Annotated in this window: 13 protein-coding genes and 4 pseudogenes; 6 read left to right on the top strand and 11 right to left on the bottom strand. The window is 35.5% G+C overall.

Going from position 1 to position 20447, the window contains the following annotated elements:
* The 3 genes and pseudogenes from F909_RS10590 to F909_RS10595 all read left to right on the top strand — a co-directional run.
* Positions 1-513, top strand: a pseudogene (locus F909_RS10590) (hypothetical protein); the annotation flags it as partial.
* Positions 514-1196: 683 nt separating this feature from the next.
* Positions 1197-1421 (top strand): annotated as a pseudogene (locus F909_RS21535) (integrase); the annotation flags it as partial.
* Positions 1422-1503: 82 nt separating this feature from the next.
* Complete coding sequence (locus F909_RS10595; protein ID WP_005150527.1) at positions 1504-2379, top strand: toll/interleukin-1 receptor domain-containing protein; 876 nt, start codon at positions 1504-1506, stop codon at positions 2377-2379.
* A gap of 123 nt (positions 2380-2502) precedes the next feature.
* Here F909_RS10595 and F909_RS21530 read toward each other — a convergent pair.
* The 4 genes and pseudogenes from F909_RS21530 to F909_RS10610 form a co-directional block, all read right to left on the bottom strand.
* Positions 2503-2685: pseudogene (locus F909_RS21530) on the bottom strand (hydrolase or metal-binding protein); the annotation flags it as partial.
* Between the two features lie 145 nt (positions 2686-2830).
* Positions 2831-3463: an RlpA-like double-psi beta-barrel domain-containing protein gene (locus tag F909_RS10600; protein WP_005150524.1), complete on the bottom strand. Its 633-nt coding sequence runs from the start codon at positions 3461-3463 to the stop codon at positions 2831-2833.
* A gap of 118 nt (positions 3464-3581) precedes the next feature.
* Positions 3582-4310, bottom strand: coding sequence for an SH3 domain-containing protein (locus F909_RS10605; protein ID WP_005150522.1), 729 nt, complete (start codon positions 4308-4310; stop codon positions 3582-3584).
* 700 nt (positions 4311-5010) lie between these two features.
* Positions 5011-6480 carry a patatin-like phospholipase family protein gene (locus F909_RS10610; RefSeq protein WP_005150515.1) on the bottom strand — a complete coding sequence of 490 codons (1470 nt, stop codon included), beginning with the start codon at positions 6478-6480 and terminating at the stop codon, positions 5011-5013.
* Positions 6481-6930: 450 nt separating this feature from the next.
* On the opposite strand from F909_RS10610, the gene F909_RS10615 reads away from it, so the two are divergent.
* From F909_RS10615 to F909_RS10620, 3 genes and pseudogenes are all read left to right on the top strand, one after another.
* Positions 6931-8586, top strand: coding sequence for a coiled-coil domain-containing protein (locus F909_RS10615; protein ID WP_005150514.1), 1656 nt, complete (start codon positions 6931-6933; stop codon positions 8584-8586).
* 161 nt (positions 8587-8747) lie between these two features.
* A pseudogene (xseB, locus tag F909_RS21735) lies at positions 8748-8871 on the top strand (exodeoxyribonuclease VII small subunit).
* A gap of 129 nt (positions 8872-9000) precedes the next feature.
* Positions 9001-11736, top strand: coding sequence for a UvrD-helicase domain-containing protein (locus tag F909_RS10620; RefSeq protein ID WP_005150513.1), 2736 nt, complete (start codon positions 9001-9003; stop codon positions 11734-11736).
* Positions 11737-11836: 100 nt separating this feature from the next.
* On the opposite strand, the gene F909_RS10625 is transcribed toward F909_RS10620, so the two are convergent.
* The 7 genes from F909_RS10625 to F909_RS10655 all read right to left on the bottom strand — a co-directional run bounded on the left by F909_RS10625 (position 11837) and on the right by F909_RS10655 (position 20357).
* The gene (locus F909_RS10625; protein ID WP_005150512.1) at positions 11837-15403 is read right to left on the bottom strand and encodes an NACHT domain-containing protein; all 3567 of its coding nucleotides are present in this window, start codon (positions 15401-15403) and stop codon (positions 11837-11839) included.
* A gap of 282 nt (positions 15404-15685) precedes the next feature.
* On the bottom strand, positions 15686-16582 hold the full coding sequence (locus F909_RS10630; RefSeq protein WP_005150511.1) for a recombination directionality factor: 897 nt from the start codon (positions 16580-16582) through the stop codon (positions 15686-15688).
* A gap of 84 nt (positions 16583-16666) precedes the next feature.
* A complete protein-coding gene (locus tag F909_RS10635) occupies positions 16667-17809 on the bottom strand; it encodes a YqaJ viral recombinase family nuclease (RefSeq protein ID WP_005150509.1) in 1143 nt (380 codons plus the stop codon).
* A gap of 123 nt (positions 17810-17932) precedes the next feature.
* Complete coding sequence (locus F909_RS10640) at positions 17933-18193, bottom strand: hypothetical protein (RefSeq protein WP_005150507.1); 261 nt, start codon at positions 18191-18193, stop codon at positions 17933-17935.
* A 212-nt stretch (positions 18194-18405) separates the two neighbouring features.
* A complete protein-coding gene (locus tag F909_RS10645) occupies positions 18406-19455 on the bottom strand; it encodes a DUF932 domain-containing protein (RefSeq protein ID WP_005150506.1) in 1050 nt (349 codons plus the stop codon).
* A gap of 88 nt (positions 19456-19543) precedes the next feature.
* Positions 19544-19843 (bottom strand): hypothetical protein, encoded by a 300-nt coding sequence (locus F909_RS10650; protein WP_005150504.1) that lies wholly within the window; start codon positions 19841-19843, stop codon positions 19544-19546.
* A 139-nt stretch (positions 19844-19982) separates the two neighbouring features.
* Positions 19983-20357, bottom strand: a complete 375-nt coding sequence (locus F909_RS10655) for a hypothetical protein (protein ID WP_005150499.1) — start codon at positions 20355-20357, stop codon at positions 19983-19985.
* Between the last annotated feature and the right edge of the window lie 90 nt (positions 20358-20447).

Here is a 20447-nt window from a genome sequence, read left to right as displayed (position 1 = left end):
CAAGTTAAAACCTCCTGTTTTTTCAGCACACATCACTTGAGCATCATTTTAGATGATTGTGCAAATTCACTTGAAGTACTCAAAAGAGCTGATGCAATTCTTACTGCGCTAATCAGCCTGATTTACTACGATAAAATTTTTGAAACAAAGATCAACAAGGGTAACATCCAGCAGTTTGAATCAGCGAATTATTCTAAATTTATGCTAAGTGAAATTCACGGCTCTGCAAACCAAACTATAATTGAGAATGCTATCAATCAAGATCGTCGCAACTCAATCAATCATACAGGCATGGATTATTTTTCCGATTTGTTCCAAACGCTTTATGAATTACTTGAAAATGATAAAGATATAAAAACCATAAAGCCTAAAAAAGCAACAATATTTATCACTTGTGGTATGAGGGACATACTTTATGAACATACATTTAGTAAAGCAAGTCTAAGTAAAGGTCTAAATGATATGGTGAAAAATTTATCACCAGAAAATTTATATGAGATCATCAATCTGTAAGGATGCAGACAACTTAACAGTCCGTATGATATACCAGTATCATCAAATTTATGGGTTTAACATCACTTACAAGCATCTAAAGAATATGGGTAGATTTATTTTTTTACAGTCTGCCCATAATTATGAATCGATAAAATCTCATAAACAGAATGTATAAGATCAAGAAAACTCATCCAAGATGAAAGTAAAGATAAGCAACAGTAAAAAACCAAATACAACAGACCATTCAAGCATAAGACCAAAGTGGATATTTGCAAAATTCCCCACCTTAAAATCAGTTTGGAATTCTACTAGAAATTTTCTTTCAACTAATATGATGTCCAAATAAGTAAAAAGATGTCTCTTTAGATATCACCTAATCCAATGTTTGATGAGGGGTAGGTTGAGGGGTAAAATCATAGATAAAAAACAAGCCCTTGTAAAAACAAGGGCTTATTTAAATATTTGGCGGAAGCGGTGGCAGTCACATTAGAATGGTAGTTTACTGATAAATATATATAAAATATTTTAAATTTAATTTTTTACTACTATTTTTACTACAAAAAATTCAACTTATAATTTTGGCATTTAATCCATCAAAATTATTTTTATGAATTGACTTGATGATTGTACATTAAAAACTCATCACTTGCCTCTTAACTTGTTCTAAGATCATTTGGCCATAAAGTACAGTATAAGTTCATCTAGGCTATATTGAGCCTAAACAAAGTCCTGCAAACACTAGACACAGTTTAAGTTCAACATTTCGCGACTGGTCAGCTGATAAAACTGATTACCCTCGTGAAGTCTGTGAGGTACTTGCACATAAATTACCAGATGAGGTTGAAGCTGCTTATCTACGTGGGGCATATCTTGAAAAACGGAAAGGTCTGATGGCTGATTGGGCTGGATATTGTTGTTTACCTTAAAGAATGATGCAATACGTAAGACTTGTATTTAATAAGCTCAAATAATAATCTTATCTTTTAAAATATTTATAGTAGAGAGAACATGTCGATACAAACTATTAGCAGCACCATAACTAGACTAAACAAAGAGTTAGCTGATATTACTCATCGAATGAGCTTAGAACAGAAAAAGGCAGCGGATAGCACTTCCAAAATTTTACAAATTCAAAATTCTATAGGTAAAACAACTAGTCCTAGCACCCTCAAATTAAAGCTATCTGAAATTAATAGAAAAGAACAAGAAAATGCTCGTATACAATCGAAACTTTCAGAATTACAAAAAAAGAAAACTGATATTGATAACAAACTTTTGAAAGAGAAACAGAATCTTATAAAAGCTGAAGTTCTTGAAAGAAAAAAATTAGATGCTTTATCTAAAAAGCAGCAAAAAGATGAAATTGAACATCAAAAGAAATTAAAACGCGAAATTGATGCTCTTAAAGCTTCAACTCAATATATTAGCAATGTTTCTGTGTCATCAATTGATAAAGCATCTGAGGTTGAGCCAGAATATGATTTGTTTATTTCACATGCTTCAGAAGATAAAGAAGATTTCGTTAGGCCCTTAGCTGAGACATTACAGGATCTCGGAGTTAAAGTTTGGTATGACGAATTCACTTTAAAAGTTGGAGACAGTCTACGTAGAAAAATTGATAGTGGTCTTCGAAATTCCAAATACGGTACCGTAGTTCTTTCCACGGACTTTATAAAGAAAGACTGGACAAACTATGAGCTTGATGCGTTAGTTGCTCGTGAGATGAATGGGCATAAAATGATTTTGCCAATTTGGCATAAAATTACTAAAAATGATGTTCTAGAGTACAGTCCTAATCTAGCTGATAAAGTTGCAATAAGCACTACTATGTATAGTATTGAAGAAATTGCTCACCAGTTAGCTGATGTCATTTTAACTAAATAAACATTCTAAGAATTAAAAAGTGACTGAAAATTAGTATATTTTCTAATTTTCAGTCACTCCTCTGAAAAAAATTAATTTGTACTAGCCTCATAAAAAACAATATAAAAAGCTATATCGCTGTAATCATTTCTGAAGAACCTGTACCTGATTCAAGTTATGAATCTGTTTTGACTTGTTTTCATTTCCATAAAATTCCTCAACAAGATCTAATCCTTCCTCTACTCTAATTTCAAAACTGGCATTACCATAGCCTTGCCGAGCAACATGGTCCAACGCCTATTGATAAAAACCCGCTACCTTGCTTTGCCATGTCAATCAATATACAGCCACACTTGTAGATAATATACTTAAACAAACTACCATTATAATTTAGAGATTATTCATGCTGTAAGGTAAATGACTAGGAATTATTCTGTATTGAATATCCCTAGTCATTTTTAGTTTTACTATATTATGCTGATTGAAGTTCATACCCCTCTGCTGCCTGACCAGGCCAGAGTTCATAGAAAACATTCGGCATCGTAAGCCCTCCATGACGAGGACTACTTGGAATGCCAAGTGCACGGGCCGCTGCAATACTAAGCTCTCCAATCCTGTTCTTTGGACCACGATCCGCAACCACACAATCTACTGAGTTGCCGTTATAAGTAACTCTCGCTCGGCAACCTCGCACAATGCCTTTCGTTTTTTGCACTACCAATGGCGGCACCACGATATAAGGAACTGTTTCAGCATCCACATAGGCAGTAGGATCACTCATTGATTTTCCGCTATGTCTGTACCAAGTCATTGAAGCAATGATTCCATTGGGGAAGACTTTTGGTTCATTGTCACTGTCTAATATCACAATACTACGCGCCCATGATTTAGCGCAGATCACCTTACCATTGGTAATTTTCATCCCACCATTAGCCAAAAATTCGCTACCAGAATCGTTGATGGTGTAGGCAGGTTGTTTACCATTTTGACCATTTGCTCCATCAGCATCAATATCTGCATCAGCAGTAAAATATACTCGTCCCTCTTCATCCTCATAAATCGTACAGACGTAGCCCTCATTAGAAATATTACCTAGAACTTTCATATTGCCCTTTTTATAAAATATAATGAGATTCCTCATTATTAGTTTGGAAATATTTTATCAATAGTGAATTAGATATAAACTATAAATTGCAGTCTATATAAAGTCTCTTTGAGATTTATCAATCAATTGAACTCTCTCCATCAGTGCAATTATCCTGCTCAATTTCCATATCTACTTCAAAAAAATCAATTGGTTCTACAAATGCACTATGAACAAATCCATCTATCTGACCATCACCTACTAAGTCCGCACGTCCCCATTCAAAACTTTCCCCCTCAAATTTATCAATATTAATTAACGTACCTTCTTTCAGTGTTTCTAGTACATCAAAATCTAAACTTGGGCCAGATCTTAAAAAAAGGCCATCCCGCGCTAATATTTTATATGTTTTCATTTCCAATTTCTTGGAAGTTGCCCAACCACTTTCCACAGCATCAACTAACCATTTAGGAGCATTTTTGGATAAGCCTCCCTCTCCCCAAATGGCTTTACTTCCAAAGCCGACATGAATTTTATCTGCGCCCATATAACCTACACCAGCGCCAATTCCTGTTGCTCCTAATCTTGCAACGGCAGTTACAAAAGCTTTATAAATTTTCAAGTCACTGTTATCTGTAAATTTTAATACTTTATTCCCTACCCAAAGTTGTAAGTCAGCCGCATTTCCAAGATCATGTCGAGTAGAGCCTGTTCTTTTTGAACATGTTCCTTTAGCACATTGCCCTCCCGATGTAACACAAATTTTATCTACTTTCACCTCGTGTGCTGCCAGTAACAATATCTTTTTAAGATTATTACTAATAGGTAGCGTCCTGATTCCTGAAGTATCTTGTACGAATTCTGCCATTTTAAGTACCTTATTAAAAGTAAATTAATTGTTTATCCAAATAAAACACTAATACATCACTCAATCTTATTATTTTTATTTTCTCTAACTCAGCTTTACAATTCTTAATCTCAATATTAATTTAATTTATAATATCATTATATTTCATATAGACTCGATTAGAAAAAACAACTAACCAAGACAAAAGAATTGATGATAAAAATAAAAAAGTCAACATTAAGTTTTGTTTATTTAGAAAAAATTCAAAGTAAGTAGGATGTTTACTTAACTCATTAACTAGATAACCACTAAAAAAAATTGATACTCCTTTAAAAATAATAGAAAAAGCTGCTCCATCTTTTTCTGAATAGGGTGAAAAAAGCATAGCAATAAACCAGCCAATAAGAAGACCAAAAATGACTATTATAAAATTCTCAGATACACTGTTACATGAATTAAATAAATCTCTATAGAAACGATTACTATATAAATATAAGAAACTATCGTATTTATATATAAAATCACTACAAGAATACTTGTAACACAATCCAAACAAAACAAAACAAAACAAAATATCAAACCAAAAACATTTGTGAAAAAAATCAAAAACTTATGTTTTTCTTCATCTATACCAAAAAACTTAAATAATATATAAAACATTACCTAAACTCCTATTTTTATAATTTAATTTCTTATTTTTAAAAATTTCACTTTCAGAATATTAATGAATTGAATGATTTTCAATTTCTTTACGCTTTGATAGTTCTGATAGTGTATAATCAACCTTAGATTTTTCTCGAATTTTCTTATACACCTCCCATTCAAAAGGAGAAACCTCATTAATTAGTTTACTTTTATCTGGATTATTCTTTCTTGTTTTTTCATTTCCAACTATGAATTCATAAGCAGTCTTGGCACCTAAAGTAAATAAGGCAACTTTCTTTTCATCACTCATCTCAAAATCTAACCAATGATAGTCCTCCAAATCATTTTTGGAAAACCAGTTCTTAGGCTTAATTTTTTCAATCAATGATAATTTTTTTCTTTCGAACTTTTCAGAAGTATCAATATAGGCAATTAACTTTTGGTAATCAGTATTTTGAAATAAAAAACTATAATCTGATGTATGACGTGCTGTATCAAAAAGTGCCCCAACAAAATCCCCCATACTTTCCATTTTTCTAGGTTCATTTCGGTCGACACCAAGTTTTACTCCAAAAGTTGGACATAGAGGTATCCTGTCTTTTCTATGAAAAACATCTATTGGAAAGTTGGATACAATGCCACCATCAACAAAATGCACAGAAGTGGGTATTTCACCCTCGTATCCTGTTAAAGTCTTCCAACAATTTTTATTATCTTTTGGAATATCTGGTACGACCAAAGGTTGAAAAAATAAAGGTATAGACATCGAAGCCCTAACAAATTTTGCTGGAAGAGCTTTTGCTAACGGGTTTTCCCAATATAAAGCAGCCATCTTAGGAAATATCACTTTTGTCTGCGTTGTGATATCCGCCGAAACTATTGCTAATTCATTCTTTTTAAAGTTTTGAGTAAAATATTCTTGCTCATCACTTTTTCTAGCTGGATCCCTAATTTGAAGATTATCGGGATTGATTAAGTTTTGTAAAAGATCGTTGGTAGTGGTAACGCCATGCTCCTTTAGCTTTTCTCCCAACCATTCCTCAAATGCTTTTCCAGGATTAATGCCCAATTTTGCTTTTGAAAATTTACCCTCTGCCCATAAAAGCCCAATTTTAGGCAACATGGCAGTCCAAATATTATCTTTCGTTTTAATATCGTCTACCAATCCTTTTGCAAACACTCCGCCATCCACAAAACTCTTCATATCCATTTCATTGAATATTTCCAATATCTTTTGGCTCTTCAAACTGTCAGGTTTGCCTAAGGCTGCTAAAAATAAAGCATTAATAGCTCCAGCAGAAGTTCCAGCAATATTTAAAAAGCGTATTCCTGCCTGCTCAAGTGTATAGGTGTATCCTATTAAGGCAATGCCTAAAACACCTCCGCCCTCTAAGACAATATCAATATATTGATTTCCATCTTTGTCAGTAATATCAGATATGGGATTGTTTCTAATTCTCGCCCTGATCTCTTCGATATAGCCTGTGTTATCTTTTCCATTACCGTTTATTTCTTCATTCTTTTTTATCAAGTCCATAAGAGACATCGTTTTCCCCTTTATGATTATCAAATAGCAAACTTACAACAACTCATGTTGTTTGATTTCTTCTTACAAATATAAATATCTTTTAATAAAAAAAATTCTTTTAAAGGTATTTTTTTAGATTTTCAGATAACTGGCTATTAAGCAGCTCTCCCATCAACCAACAATATAACTATTACTATTCATTCTTTAGATAGGCTAACAAAATTTTTTTATAGTGAAGTAATTTTAAAAAATTAAAAGTGATATCTTGAATATTTATATTTCATCTGAATTTACTTTATTCTTTAAATTTCACAAAGTTATAATAAAGGAAAATTTAATGTTTTCGCAGAAAAAATAATCAAGAAATATTCAATAGCATTACTGTGTCTCATCATTACATTACTAATAATTTTCTATGTGACCTACTTTAATCAGCAACGGTATTACGATATTCAGGAAAAAAATAGGATGGGTGGATTTGAACTTTTATTGGAAGCCAAATCTGAAACAAATAAAGTTTGTCTTAAATACTCTACCCAACGGGACTGTTATCAAAATTTCGTTAAAAGTCTTGAACAACTAAATCCAAGAGGTTCTGTTCAACTTACAAATTCCGAACACCAAGTTATTCAAGTCTGGGACAACGAAAGGCATAAAGATGATAGGGAAAATATCTCTGTATCCAAAACTTTTACTGAGTTTGATAGCAAGCCTGTAGTTACCCTTTCCAAGCTAACGCGCCACCAGAATCTATATAAGTCTTCCTTTAATGCTATGTTCTTCTCAGTACTTGATTATTCTGAAGCACTCCATGCACGTGTTAATGGTCTACCCTCTCCCTTTGGTGAAATGACTCCATACACTTTTGCCAAGTATGTGGCGTGGGGGCGTTTTTATCCGATACTCCCAATCTGGATAATTGCCTTAGGTTTACTGGGCTATATCCTTACCCTCCTGTTTAAGAATATCGGATTCAACCATTCAATTAAAAATCTTCAAGAGGAAATCATCAATAAAGAAAAAACTCTTAAAAGCATGCATGATGAAAGTGAGTTGATAAAAACAGACTTTAGCAAACTTCTTAAAGAATCTACTGAAAATCTTAAAATTCTTAATCATGAAAAGCTAGAATATACAAATAAAATCAATACCCTGGGCTTGGAACTAAATGAAATCCATCAAGATAGGATTGCTTTGTTAAATAAAATCCAGTCTTTTGAAACGCAAAACAGAATTAACACTGAAGAGAAAGAAAGGCTACAAAAGTCCCTAGAACATCAAAGAAATATTCTAGAAAGGTTAGACAAGCAAAATAAGGATTTAGAGCAGAATATCTCTAATAACAGTAGCTTTATGGAAGAGTTTAACTTAGCAAAAAATGAGTTGGCTGCTTTGGAAATTCTTTATGCTGCCAGTAAAAACACAGAACTAGAGCTCTCTAAAAAACTGGATGGCCTAAATCAGGAAATGTCTAATTTAAACAATAAGCTGGTCACTTCAGAATCCCAGAAAGATGCGATGATTAGTAAGGTGGATAACAAAGAGTCTGAGTTAAAAGATTATCTGGAGTATGTTTCAGATATGGAGAATCAATTCAAACTACAACTGGAAACAAAAAATCAGGAAGTGGAAGTGTTAAAGTCTGGAATACTTGATCTACAGTCTCATAAAGCAGATTTGCAATATGAGCTTGATAAACTTTCAGGTACAGATATTTCATCCAGAAAAATCTACAATATCCTAATAAGTAATCCTGATCTGCCTAAAAGCAAAAGTTATGAGTACTCAGAGCCTGAACATCATTCTAAAGCATATCTGAAATCCATACAGAGCTCTTTTAATAGTCAAAAAAATAATAAAATTGGTAACTTAATTACAGATCTACGGGGCACAAAATTTAACTCTAAAACGCCCAATACGCTACGTATCGTTTATAACTACGCTGTCAGTCCGGATATTACCCGTTCTGGATATGGCCTAGTTGCTGTAGAAAAGGAACATGGCTACGCTGCTTACTTGCACTTAACCGCGAGAGATCCATCAGAGGCAATGTTGGCAGCCAAGGCGATTCAAACATACTGTTCTATATTCAAAGGATACCGAATCATTCCTTTAAATGATTAACGTCTATTCAATATTAAATAATATTAGAAAATCCGCTCTGTACAACAGGCCGATTCAAATGTTTCAATTGAGATGTAGTAGGACTATATTCATGTCTATGTAAGTTCTCGGTGACGAATCATTGGTAAAATGAGTTAAGCTTTAAAGAGGGTTATGAACTGATGAAAAAGAATGCTGCCCCTAGAGGAATCTCAGGAAGAACCAGACATCGACAACCTAATGAAGATTGTGGAAGAGTCAATACCTGTCTACAAGGCATGTAAGTCACGAGTAGATGCTGTGTAGCAAGCATTAAATGAAATATTCAAGGAGTAGCTGTAAAAGTAATAAAATGACTAAGTAAAATTTCTACAGACTTTATAACCAATTACAAATTTTGAATTCTTAAAAAATCATTTTAATTTTTAGGGCAATATGGATATCCAACCAAGTTTACTCAGCTTCATTTTTGCAGGTTCCAGCAAATGGCGACTCAGCTATACATTTCCTGAGCTGGTTCTGGAACTAGATACCAAAACGGTAAATCTTAATCCTGAACAAGTGCTAGAAACACATATCCAGAAAGGCTGGATATGGTCATCATTAACGCTCAAAACCGTTGATCAAAACTTTCAGTTCAAAGGTATGTTCAACACACAAGCTGAACAGCTTCAAGCTGAAATCCGGAATGATGCAGAATTCCTGAGAAATAAAAGAAACGCAGAACAGATCAAGGAAACCTTAAAACCGTACTTACGGGAATATCACAATTTTATCCAGCAAAATATTTACCTATCCCATCGCCTCAGCAAGCTGTTTAGGTCAGATTTATCACAAAGATCAAAAGTCTCTGTTGAACAGTTTAACAGCCTTATTCAAAGGGATAGTTCTTTTGCATTTGAGCCACCCCTACAGAATCTGTTTGAGCGATTGCGGCAGTTTATTGAATTGCCAGTTGAGGCAAACTATGCCATTGATGCAAAGAATAAGCGTTTTGTTGAAAGTGAGTTAAAGGTATTTAAGCAGTTCTTTGATCAGGTGGAAAGTACGCCTCTAACCGATGAACAGCGCATTTCCTCCATCATCTTTGAGGACCGTAACCTGTTGGTTGCTGCGGCTGGTTCAGGGAAAACATCCACGATTGTTGGAAAGGTGGGCTATGCCCTCTTAACTGGACTCTACAAACCTGAAGAGATTCTGGTTCTGGCATTCAATAAAAATGCGGGCGATGAACTCAGTGAACGTATTAACTTTCGATTAAAAGACATCCTCACCCAGTTTAATACTCGTGTCGAAGCACTTAATTTCCATAAGTTTGGCGTGAAGGTAATTGGTAAGGCAACTGGAAAAAGCCCCTCCGTTTCCAGCGATGCAGGAAAACCTCAATCCCTGCTGAATCGGATTATTCAACAACTGATCGAAACAGATCCAGACTTTCAGGCAAAATATCTTTTATTTAAAACAGCCTACCTAAGACCACCTTTGTCTCCCTTTGCATTTAAAACCCAAAGTGAGTGGGAAAAGGCACATAGACGATCATTTGACAGGTTCAAGGATGGCTTTGAAACCTATCAGGGTGAAATTGTTAAGTCACATGGTGAAAAAGCGATAGCAAACTGGTTATACAGTCAGGGGGTTCCCTACCAGTACGAAAGAAACTACGAGCATGACACAGCGAATGAACACCATCGCCAATATAAGCCTGACTTTTACCTGCCTGAAATAAACCTATATCTGGAACATTACGCTGTAGACCAGCACGGCAAGCCACCTGCACACTTTGGACAGAAGTATCTTGATGACATGAAGTGGAAATCAGGAATCCATCAAAAATATAAGACGGATTTAATTACCACAACCTTTCATGAGTTTATTACAGGTTCCATCTTTCAGAAGTTGGAACAGGAACTTAAATCAAGGGAACAAGCATTTAAGCCACGTAGCCTTGCCGAGATCAACGCTAAAGCACAGTCCATCTATGAACATGATGCCAATGAACTTTATGTCAGTTTTTTAAGCCATTACAAATCTAATCAAGCCAACATTGCTGCTCTATTGGCCAAACCATCACTTAGCCAACGAGAGAGTCTTTTTTTACAGCTATTTTCCAAAGTTTACCAACGCTACGATCAGTTATTAAAAACCAGTAAAGAACATGACTTTGATGACCTGCTAATTGAGTCTGCCCAGTTAATCAATGAAAACAAATACAAGAGCCCATTCAAGCTTATTATCGTGGATGAGTTTCAGGATACTTCACAGGCCAGGGCCAGACTCATTTTATCCTTACTAAATCAGGTACCTGAAGCAAAACTGTTTTGTGTTGGAGACGACTGGCAAGCCATATACCGCTTTGCAGGTTCAGACATCAGTATTTTTACTCAATTTAAAAAGGTCTTTGGCTATACCAAACAGACACAGCTTACCCAGACATTCCGTTCAAATCAGGGTATTGCCAATGTCGCCAGTGGCTTCATCCAAAAAAACAAGTCCCAGCTTCAAAAAGTGGTCAATGCCGTTGATAAGACCAGCAGTAAAGTGGTTGAGATAAGCTTTTTAACAAAGACTCAGGAAATTCATGAATACCTGTTTAAAACGATTATGGAAATCAATAATGCCAATTCAAATTCAGGCAAGAAGAAATCCATTTATATTTTGGGCCGCTACAGACACCATAATCCAACTCTAGACAGTATTCGACCCTTTCTTAGAAATTGCAGCGTTGAGTTTAAAACCATCCACTCATCCAAAGGCCTACAGGCAGACTATGTGATTCTTTTAGGTTTAAATACTGGCAGTAGCGCATTCCCCTCTGAAAAAGAAGATGACCCTCTTATCAACTTAGTCTTGCCACAACCCGAAACACACGCCTATGCTGAAGAACGCCGTCTGTTCTATGTAGCATTGACTCGTGCAAAAGAGAAAGTCATTCTTATTGGTGAACGTAATTCAGTATTCCTTGAGGAAATTACAAAAGACTCAAGCATCAAGGAATTTATTCATATACCTCAAGATGAAAATACGTCCATTAACCATGATATTCCTGAAAAATGGCGATGTCCGAAATGCAATCAGGGACGTATGTGGAAAAGAACAGGGCCATATGGTGAATTTATGGCTTGTAACCGTTATCCAAATTGTGACTATAAAAGAAGTTTAAAACAACGTTAATCGTATTTATGCTGAGAAAATTAATGACTATTCAGACAGCTATTGAAAGGGAATGTAAAAGATTTTACAAATTAGAAATATTTATACTCGCCTCCTGTGTCTACTCTAAAGTCCTTGAATAAACGGACCAATATGTTCTTTCTAGTATTTGTTGAATTTTAGTATTTTTACCTTTTAGATCACATATTTCCTTTAATATTAAAAAATTACTTCTAGAACCTAAATAGTCAAGATTTGATGAAACAATATCTACTGCTAAATCACTATAATTAGTTTTTAGCCAATCAATCAATACGATTACAGACTCATTTCTATTCCAACCTTGCTTTATACAATCATCTAACCATCTATCAGACCACATAACTCTACCATCTGGGAGTTCTTCTGAAAGCTTAGTTGTATCAATTTTTAAAGAAGACTGATACTCAATTGGTATTAAAGGATCTATAAATTGTATTGCGAAATCTTTCCACCCATTTTCCAAACAAATTTTTAATAAAATTCTTTTCGCTAAATCATCTAAATATTGAATATAAGGCTTTATTGCCATTACCTGTTCATAACGATAAATTCCTTTTCGACCTTTTGTTTTAAATCCCCAAAGATGATTAAAATATTTAAAGCATTCATCCAAATTTCTTCCTTGTAAAGAGTTACTTACTAATGACACCAATTTGTCTGTTGCCACTAGTAGTGCAAGATGTATAAAAACATTATGTTGGCTAATATTTTCCCAATATTTTTCAAGCAATTGCTCTGCTTTAGGAACTGACATCTTTTCAAAAATTTCACCTAACATCCAATGATTATTATCATTTATAGTTAAAATTTTCTCTTCCAATATTAATTCAAATTTCTCATGCCAGATATGGCGAATTACTTGCCACCAATAGCTTGAATTACTTTCTCTTATTTTTACTACTACCTGATCAACTATGCTCAAATCTTTATATTGAGCTTTTGCCATTAGGAATCGGTCGTAAATTTCATCTTCATTTGAGATGGTTTGAAGAATTTCTAGATCTCCATCATTAGGACTACTAACCCAGATACTTAAAGCATGCTTTCGTGCAAAAGAGTCATTTTTTTCATTTATAAATATTTCTTTTAGTCTATTCTTAGAGGGCTGACATAATGGTTTACCTTCTTCAAAAGCACGGACCACATCATCAGCTATCAATCCCCAAGTATGATGTCCTTTTTTATCCCTATCTGCTAATTTATTCACCTGAGCCTCTAACACATCAGGATGATCTACTAATCTTAATAACCATAGAATGTAATTTTTTAAATTACTCTCATTTTCATGATTTAGTAAATAATCGATACTCGACTGGGTTGGCAAATAGTATTTAAATTTAAAATCTAATGTGTACATTGTGAATGAACTTTTAGGTGAACTTTGATACTGATCTTCTTCTTCCGATAAGTTATTCCAATAGTTTAAAACCATGTCTAATAATTCAACAGAGCTTTCATCACAAATTCGTGATAACACCCAAAATATATAAAGATAATCTTTTTCTTCAATATTATCTATTGCTATTTTTATAGCTTCTAAATAAGTACTGTCCCCTATATACCCAATTATTACAAATAATGAATTAATAATATTAATGTCTGTATTCTTATCTTCAAGAAGTTCAAATATTTTAATCTTTAAGTTGTTTTTATATTTTTTTTCAACAAAACCAACAACTAATTGAACTTGTAAATACTCCATCTCAAATGGAAAAAATCTTATCCATCTTATACCATCGCTTAAATTACCATTTTTAAAACTACACTCATAGTAAATATGTTGTCGATCTTGCCTAGGATATAAATTAAGTATTTTTGGAACTAATGGATGTACTATTTCATTTAAAATTATGAGCGACTTAAACCGTAAAGCACTCTTACCTAAGTTTTTATTCTCTTCATTATCTAGCCAATTTGAAATAGTAATTAAACAAGTATTACTATAATTAGAATTACTTTTAATAGAATAATAAAATGCATATATACCTATCAGAAAATTATGTTGCGTCAGTAAGTCAAGTTGTTGGGCATCTAATGCTGCTAGGAAACATGATAAACCTACTGTCTCTGAAAAATATGGATCCGTTAAAAATTCTAAACACTCTTCTGCTTCTAAAGCATGTTGTATAGCTTGGGCCATAATAAGAAATTTTATTTTATCATGACGAAAAATAATATTTCTCTTTTCATCAAGCCTTATAATTCTTCCATCATCAAGTATATTCTTAAGATCTGATTTTTCATCACGACTTAAAAAATCGGATAATTGATTCAAATTTACTACATTTACCTTGTTAAAAATACTATATGAAATACTTTTTAAAAGTGTTTTTTCTAGATCATCACGAAATTTTTCTTTTTGATTTGCAATATTTTCTAATGTATTTACAACAAAGTCTTCAAGAATTTTATCAGTAGCTCCATCCGCTCTATAATTAACTAAATCTAGTAAAAGTGGGTCATTACCGACTTGTTTTGCAATATTATTTAACGTTAAATCATCAATATCAATCTTGTCTAATTGACACCTCTTTTGCAATGCTTCTAATGCTTGCTCATCTGTATAATTATCTACGTAAAGATATGAAAATCCATTTTTAGATAATTCCTCTTTAAGCTTTAGTGAAAGTGTGCTTATCTTTTGATACCAAACAGGACACAAGATATTTATTCTTTTTTCATTATTTGCCCATGAGTTAATTTTTTCAATTAGTTGTTCAGTATTATTTGTATTGTTAATATCCTCGATTAAGAGAACTAAAGGTTTTTCCGAAGTGCATAGTTCTAAAGCCTTTCTTCCACATTCTTTTATTAAACGATCAGAATATCTGAGTAATTCTTTTTCAATAGCCTCTTCTAGGTTTAAAGAATTTTGTATATTTTCTTCCCGAAGTACTAAAACTGGCTGTACTTTACCTAATTTCTTAAGTATATGATTTGTACAAATCGTAGTTTTCCCTGAACCAGAAGTTCCAATGACTAAATTTAAACTTTGAAATTTTATGTCATCACGTTCAACAAATAGTTCCTGTTTAAAATTCAAATGTAAAGTACTTAAACCGCCTACTCTTAGAAGCTCTTCATAAGATAAAACTGTAGGTAAAATACCAAAATATTTATGCCGAATTGTTTGTCCATTCGGGTCAATATCCAAAAATGATGCAATACTTGAGTTGGACCATATCTCGAGTTCAATATTATGGTTCGAAGCTAGTTGATGAGCTTGAATACGTATTACTTGAGGTTCTTCACTATTACACATCAAGGCTAATCTTGCTTTTAACTCAGGATTATCCCGTCTAATCTTAACTAACTCTTTAATTGCTTTAACTAAATCACCATCACTTCCCGTAGGATTTTTCCCTTTTCTAGGCGTAACATTATCTAAATCTCTCAACCATTTTGTTTCTAAGTCATTACGCGAAGTCGTTGTATGTGCTACTGCAACAACTCTATTTTCTCCATTCACATAACTCCAACCTACATTATCCAAAGGTGCTTTAATTGTTTTACCTTGTGGATTCATACCTTGATGAGAAATACTTCTATAAATTTCAGGCTCAGCAAATCTCAGTACATCTGAAGCCAAACGTTCAAATAAACCTGCATCAGTAATATTAGCTAAAGCTATGTTAGTTTCATTCATAGTTTATGATATTAAATAATTCATATATTTTTGATTAGTATAATAAAAAATCGACATCATGAGTGGTCTTTTTTATATCTATCTTTTAAGCAGTTTATACTAAGGTAAACAATCCTAGCCCTGTTTTCACTGTTCAACCTTTATCAAAAGTAATTTATGAAGCCAACAGATGCTCAGCGACAATAATTGGAACCTCAATTTTCATCATTTCAATGGCTGCAAGTGTTGCACTTTCTTCAAATGCATCACCTACAACACATTTAATTTTCTAAAACCTCATTCTTAGTTCACTGCTTTCACACTCTGCTGCAATTCCTTCTGAATATCCTGAACATGAGTCAAATCATGAGATTGTTGATGCTGCTCTAGCCTTGATTCATCCGAATAAAAATCCTCAACAATATCCAAACCCTCTTCTCCACCCACCTCAAAACTGGCATTACCATACCCCTGCCGTGCCACATGATCTAAAACCTCCTGATAAAATCCTGCTGCCTTGCTCTGTTCATTGATCTGTTTGGCTGAGCTAATTGCATCTTTCAGATTTATGCCATCTCGTAGGGTTAAATCCACGTAATAAATCGGAGTATGGTAGCTTTGGGTGGTGCTCTTGCCTCTTAAAGTCAATTGCAATGGTAGACATGACAATAGATCACCCGACGCAGCATGATAGTACCGAAGCCTTGCTGCCAATGTTCGAATACTATTAAAACCAGTGGTTCTAAAGATGAATGTGCCAAACTCATCTGATTCATCCAAATTCACATAGAGCCTGCCATAGGCTTTGCACAACCCACCTTGAGCCAGTGGACATAAGTCAGGTGATGGACATGGATGTTGTTCAATACCGTTTTGTCCGAGTCGCTGACAGCTTTCTCCATTGCCTGAACAGATTAAACGTCCTGTTTGTCGATCAAATAAGCTGTACTCTGCCCGTAGATTCAGTTCAGGATCATTGAAGATCATACGGACTGGAATGGTTCTGAGTTTCTGGTTTTGTGCCTTGGCGCGTAGCTGTTCATCCAAGGGATGCTTAATCCATCCGTCTTTTCCTTGAATTTGGCTGGTAATGGTAAATTGGTCATCTTTTTCAGGCAGACGTTTGCCATTCTTTTCTACAATCTTGCCTATGCTGATACGACCCAAAACAGGTGGGGTAATTGCTAAACCTTTAATCATGGTCATTTCCTTTAAATAAAAATTAGACATAAAAAAAATCCCATACCTATTAGGGTATGGGATCGGTTTGGTTGGAGGTATTCGTTATCCACCATTCGGATAAATCTGAAATCTTCGTGTTCCTGCTTTGGTCTGTGGAAACTGCTGGAGATATTCAGGATGTTGTTTCAGTAAGGATTTACTGTCTAGGCTGATTGAGTCTTGTGATTTCTTCCATGTCACTGATCCCCCTGTAAACACTGCTCGTTCTGCCTCTTTCATCATCATTTGTAATTGATGTTTGAGTTCATCAAAATACTGTTGATGCTGCTCAACCTTATACCTCTCTTCAAGCAACTGATTAAATAGGTAATTGGCTTGTTCATTTTGAGTCAGGTCTTCCACTGTTAATGGAATCTGTTCTGGGTAAAGCTGTTGCAAGGCTTTGGCTGCTGAATCAGAGGCATCTACACTGGGTGGAATACCTGTTTCCACACATTGCCAAAAGTGGCGTTCGGCATTGATAATGTGCTGAATCACGGTTTCATTACGTGTCACTTTATAGATTTTAGTTTCATGCCCACAGATCAAAGCACATATATGTGCTGCCTGTTTTCCTGTCACGGCTAACTGATGTTGCACTTGGCACAGTACATACAGTGGTACGCCATCTCGCCACAGTTTTGAACCGTACTCACCTACTGTTTTACACTCTAATATTTGAACTTCACCATTACCAACCACGGCATAGTCCAAATTGGCAAGCATAAAATGTTTGTCTTCATCAGGGTGTTGCAGTACTGCATTGACTCGACGTACTTTATGGTTAGTGTGCATGCTGTAGTACTGTGCCACCAAAGGCTCAAGCTGCTTGCCCCAGTACAAAGGTGCATAGCCTGCACTTTCGTCTTCAATGTTTTGCTGCATCTGCCCTGTCTTGATCATCCATAATTCCAGCATCGACATATACGGATTAAGTCCACAGGCAGTTGCTGCATCGCTACTGCCAATACCTTGTTTTCTAACCTCTAGCCATTGCTGGTAATTCATCTGCTTGGTATTGGCGAGACGTTTTGCTACTGGAGCTTTAGTTTTTCGTGGCTGCGTATTCAGTCGGTCTCGTTTGGTTCGAGTTCCGACTTCAACCTGTTGAGTCAGTGAGTTTTGGGTGGTTGGATTCAGGTTTGGTGAATACGGCTGTAGCGGTGGATGGTTTAATGTGTTTTGAATTTGAGTATTGCTATTCATTAGAAATATTCCTGTATGGGTAAAATCGTAAAAACTAAATTTTGGGCATAAAAAAACCACATCGCGTGATGTGGTCTTTTCAAATCAATAAAGATTTATCTTAAAAAATCTCAATAGTTGAGCTTAATGACTCGATAAACTATCAAGCAATTCAGGAGTTAAAGTAGTTAAATGTCTTTGAAAACTGTTTAAATCCACGCCTGAAATACTAAAGTGATATTCCAATTCCTGACCATTACTGATGGATTTAGGCTCTGATATATAGCGCCCGAAGATATTAGGTAAACGCAGCTCTAGCTCTTCAGCTAATTTACTATCGTTTACTTGTAACACAAATTCTGTCTCAGAAATTTGCTGGATAAAGAGATTTTTAGAATACTGCATAGTGATTTTAGTTCCTGCTGTCGCTCAGCTATTTCCTTTATGATTGAGCAAAAATTCATTTTTTCAATCAAGAATTGAAAATTATTTCAGCTCAGAACCAAAATCTATGCATAAAAAAAGCCACATCTGGAAATGTGGCAAAGGGTACTGCTGTACTTGTATGGTGTTACCGTATGCTTAGGCTAATGTAGAAGACTTAACTGAAACTGAATTTAGGCAATCATTCGAAGTGCTTGTTCTAAACCGCGCTGTTTGATCGCTGCCCCAGCGCCAAACCATGCAGAATCGAGTCGATGGTCAGTACTCATCGCTCGACGTTCATGGTCAGTGAATTCCGTAATTGCGCACAATAAACCATACGCCGTATCTTTCGCTGAACTCAGTTCAGCACCACGTCCATGCCCGTTAAACATGGTCATGACTTTCGACATCGCACGTCCATTCGGTTCAGTTTTATTGTCGGCTTTGGTTGAGCTTGTTTGATTTGGCATGGCTGCATTGCGATAGAACTGAATAATGCTTTCATCCTGTTCAGCCATACTCAAGTTGGTGTTATTAAACACTGCATCAAAGTAGGCTGCTGCTTCCTGCTGGGTGACTTTACGTTGACTCAGTTGCTTCATTTCATACATATGTTCATCCCACGCACGAACCGAAATACCGAGTTGCTGTTTAACTTTCTCGGCATCGAACTTGGTGCTATGCGGAACTTTAACTACACCTGCACTGGTGTTTTGCCCTTTGAGGGCAATGGCTAGAGTGTTGTTACACACTACTCGAATAGATGTGAATTGAGCTGTCGTTGCCAATGTGCCATCACAGGCTGTTGCCAATAAAATATAGCCATTACTCACATCCTTTCCTTTTAAGGCAGATGTTTGTCCTGTTTTAGCGAGTGCCCAGAATTTCTTCCCACCTTTCAGTACCCCTGCGGTTTCCAGTTCAAAGCCCGATTGTTCAGTCAAGTCTTTGTAGAAGTGTAGGATCTCCATGGGTTGTACTTCCTGAAAGCGCTGACTCACCACTGATAAAGGTTCATGCGTGTCTGAGCGATATAAGACCCGTTGCTCTTGGTACGGCAAGATCAGGCTTTGTTGTTTATGGTTTTCAGCCATATAACTGACATCCGAGGATTCAATCCGCCAGTCCATGCCTGCCTGTTTTGCCCAGACCTCAATCGGTTGGTTTGGTGTGAGTTGATTACCTAAGCCATGCCAAGGGGTTTGTCCTACAAATGCCATGGTTTCAACTAAATGTGCCATAGAAATAATTCCTCTATAAAAGTGAAGTTGTTTAAAAATAAAATTGAGTGAAGTCAGGTTGTATAAATCAATAATTGAGTAATGAAGCTTAAGCAGCTACAGCAAAGTCCTGTCCGCATTGCAGACAGTGATAATGTTGAGCGGATTTATAATGGCGATAGAAATAATGTTGGCTGACCATGATCAGTGTTCCACCGACCACCACCCCAATCAGCCCACCGATATACGGAGGGATACCTGCTTCTTTTGCCAGTTTGATACCCAGTGCAGCCATCGCAGGCGGGGAAAATGCGTCTAGGATTTTTTCAAAATACTGTGGACCATTCGATTGAGATTCTCTAAGAATCACCTGTTCTGAATGGCAATAAGGACAATGTACGGTACTCATCACGAAAGTCCTGTCAGTGGAGGTGAATATTGATTTTGATATCCGAATCTTGAGATTTGCAGGCATAAAAAAACCATGCCCATATTGGGCATGGTCTTTGTCGCGTGTTGGGTAAGTCTATATTTTGGTTTGAGCCTGCTTATTTAAAGCTATAGCTTGCTGCACCTTGATCAGTCTCAATATCAACCTTCACTACAGCATCGTAGGAACATCGCAAGTAAAGCTGTAGGGATTGTCCAATTTGGAAATAGGCAGGCAGCTTGATTGGATCATTGTATCTGCCTGTATAACTACAGCGCCCATTGTTTACATCGACCTTGTTTAGTGTGATTGGCTCAGAGTCCAGTGAACGTAAGGTTAGAATCACATAGGTACGGTCATACAATCCTCCTTGGCTGTATTCCGTATTGAGGTTGACTTCCATACGATCGGGGTTAAAACCTGAACCACATCCAGTCAGCATCAGCGGCAGGGTAATTAATGTAGGTAGTATCAATTTCATTAATCGTTTCACAATTATTTTTCCTTTATTCGGTTTACCTTCTTGAATGTTAAAACAGCACCAAGTCAGCTTGTGTCTTGGCTGGGTGCTGGGTCTTCACAT

Origin of the sequence: Acinetobacter sp. ANC 3929, from assembly GCF_000369405.1 — a bacterium.
In the GTDB taxonomy this organism is placed as follows: Bacteria; Pseudomonadota; Gammaproteobacteria; order Pseudomonadales; family Moraxellaceae; genus Acinetobacter.
The sequence above is the reverse complement of the archived record's forward strand: the minus strand, read 5'-3'. Positions and strand labels throughout refer to the sequence as shown.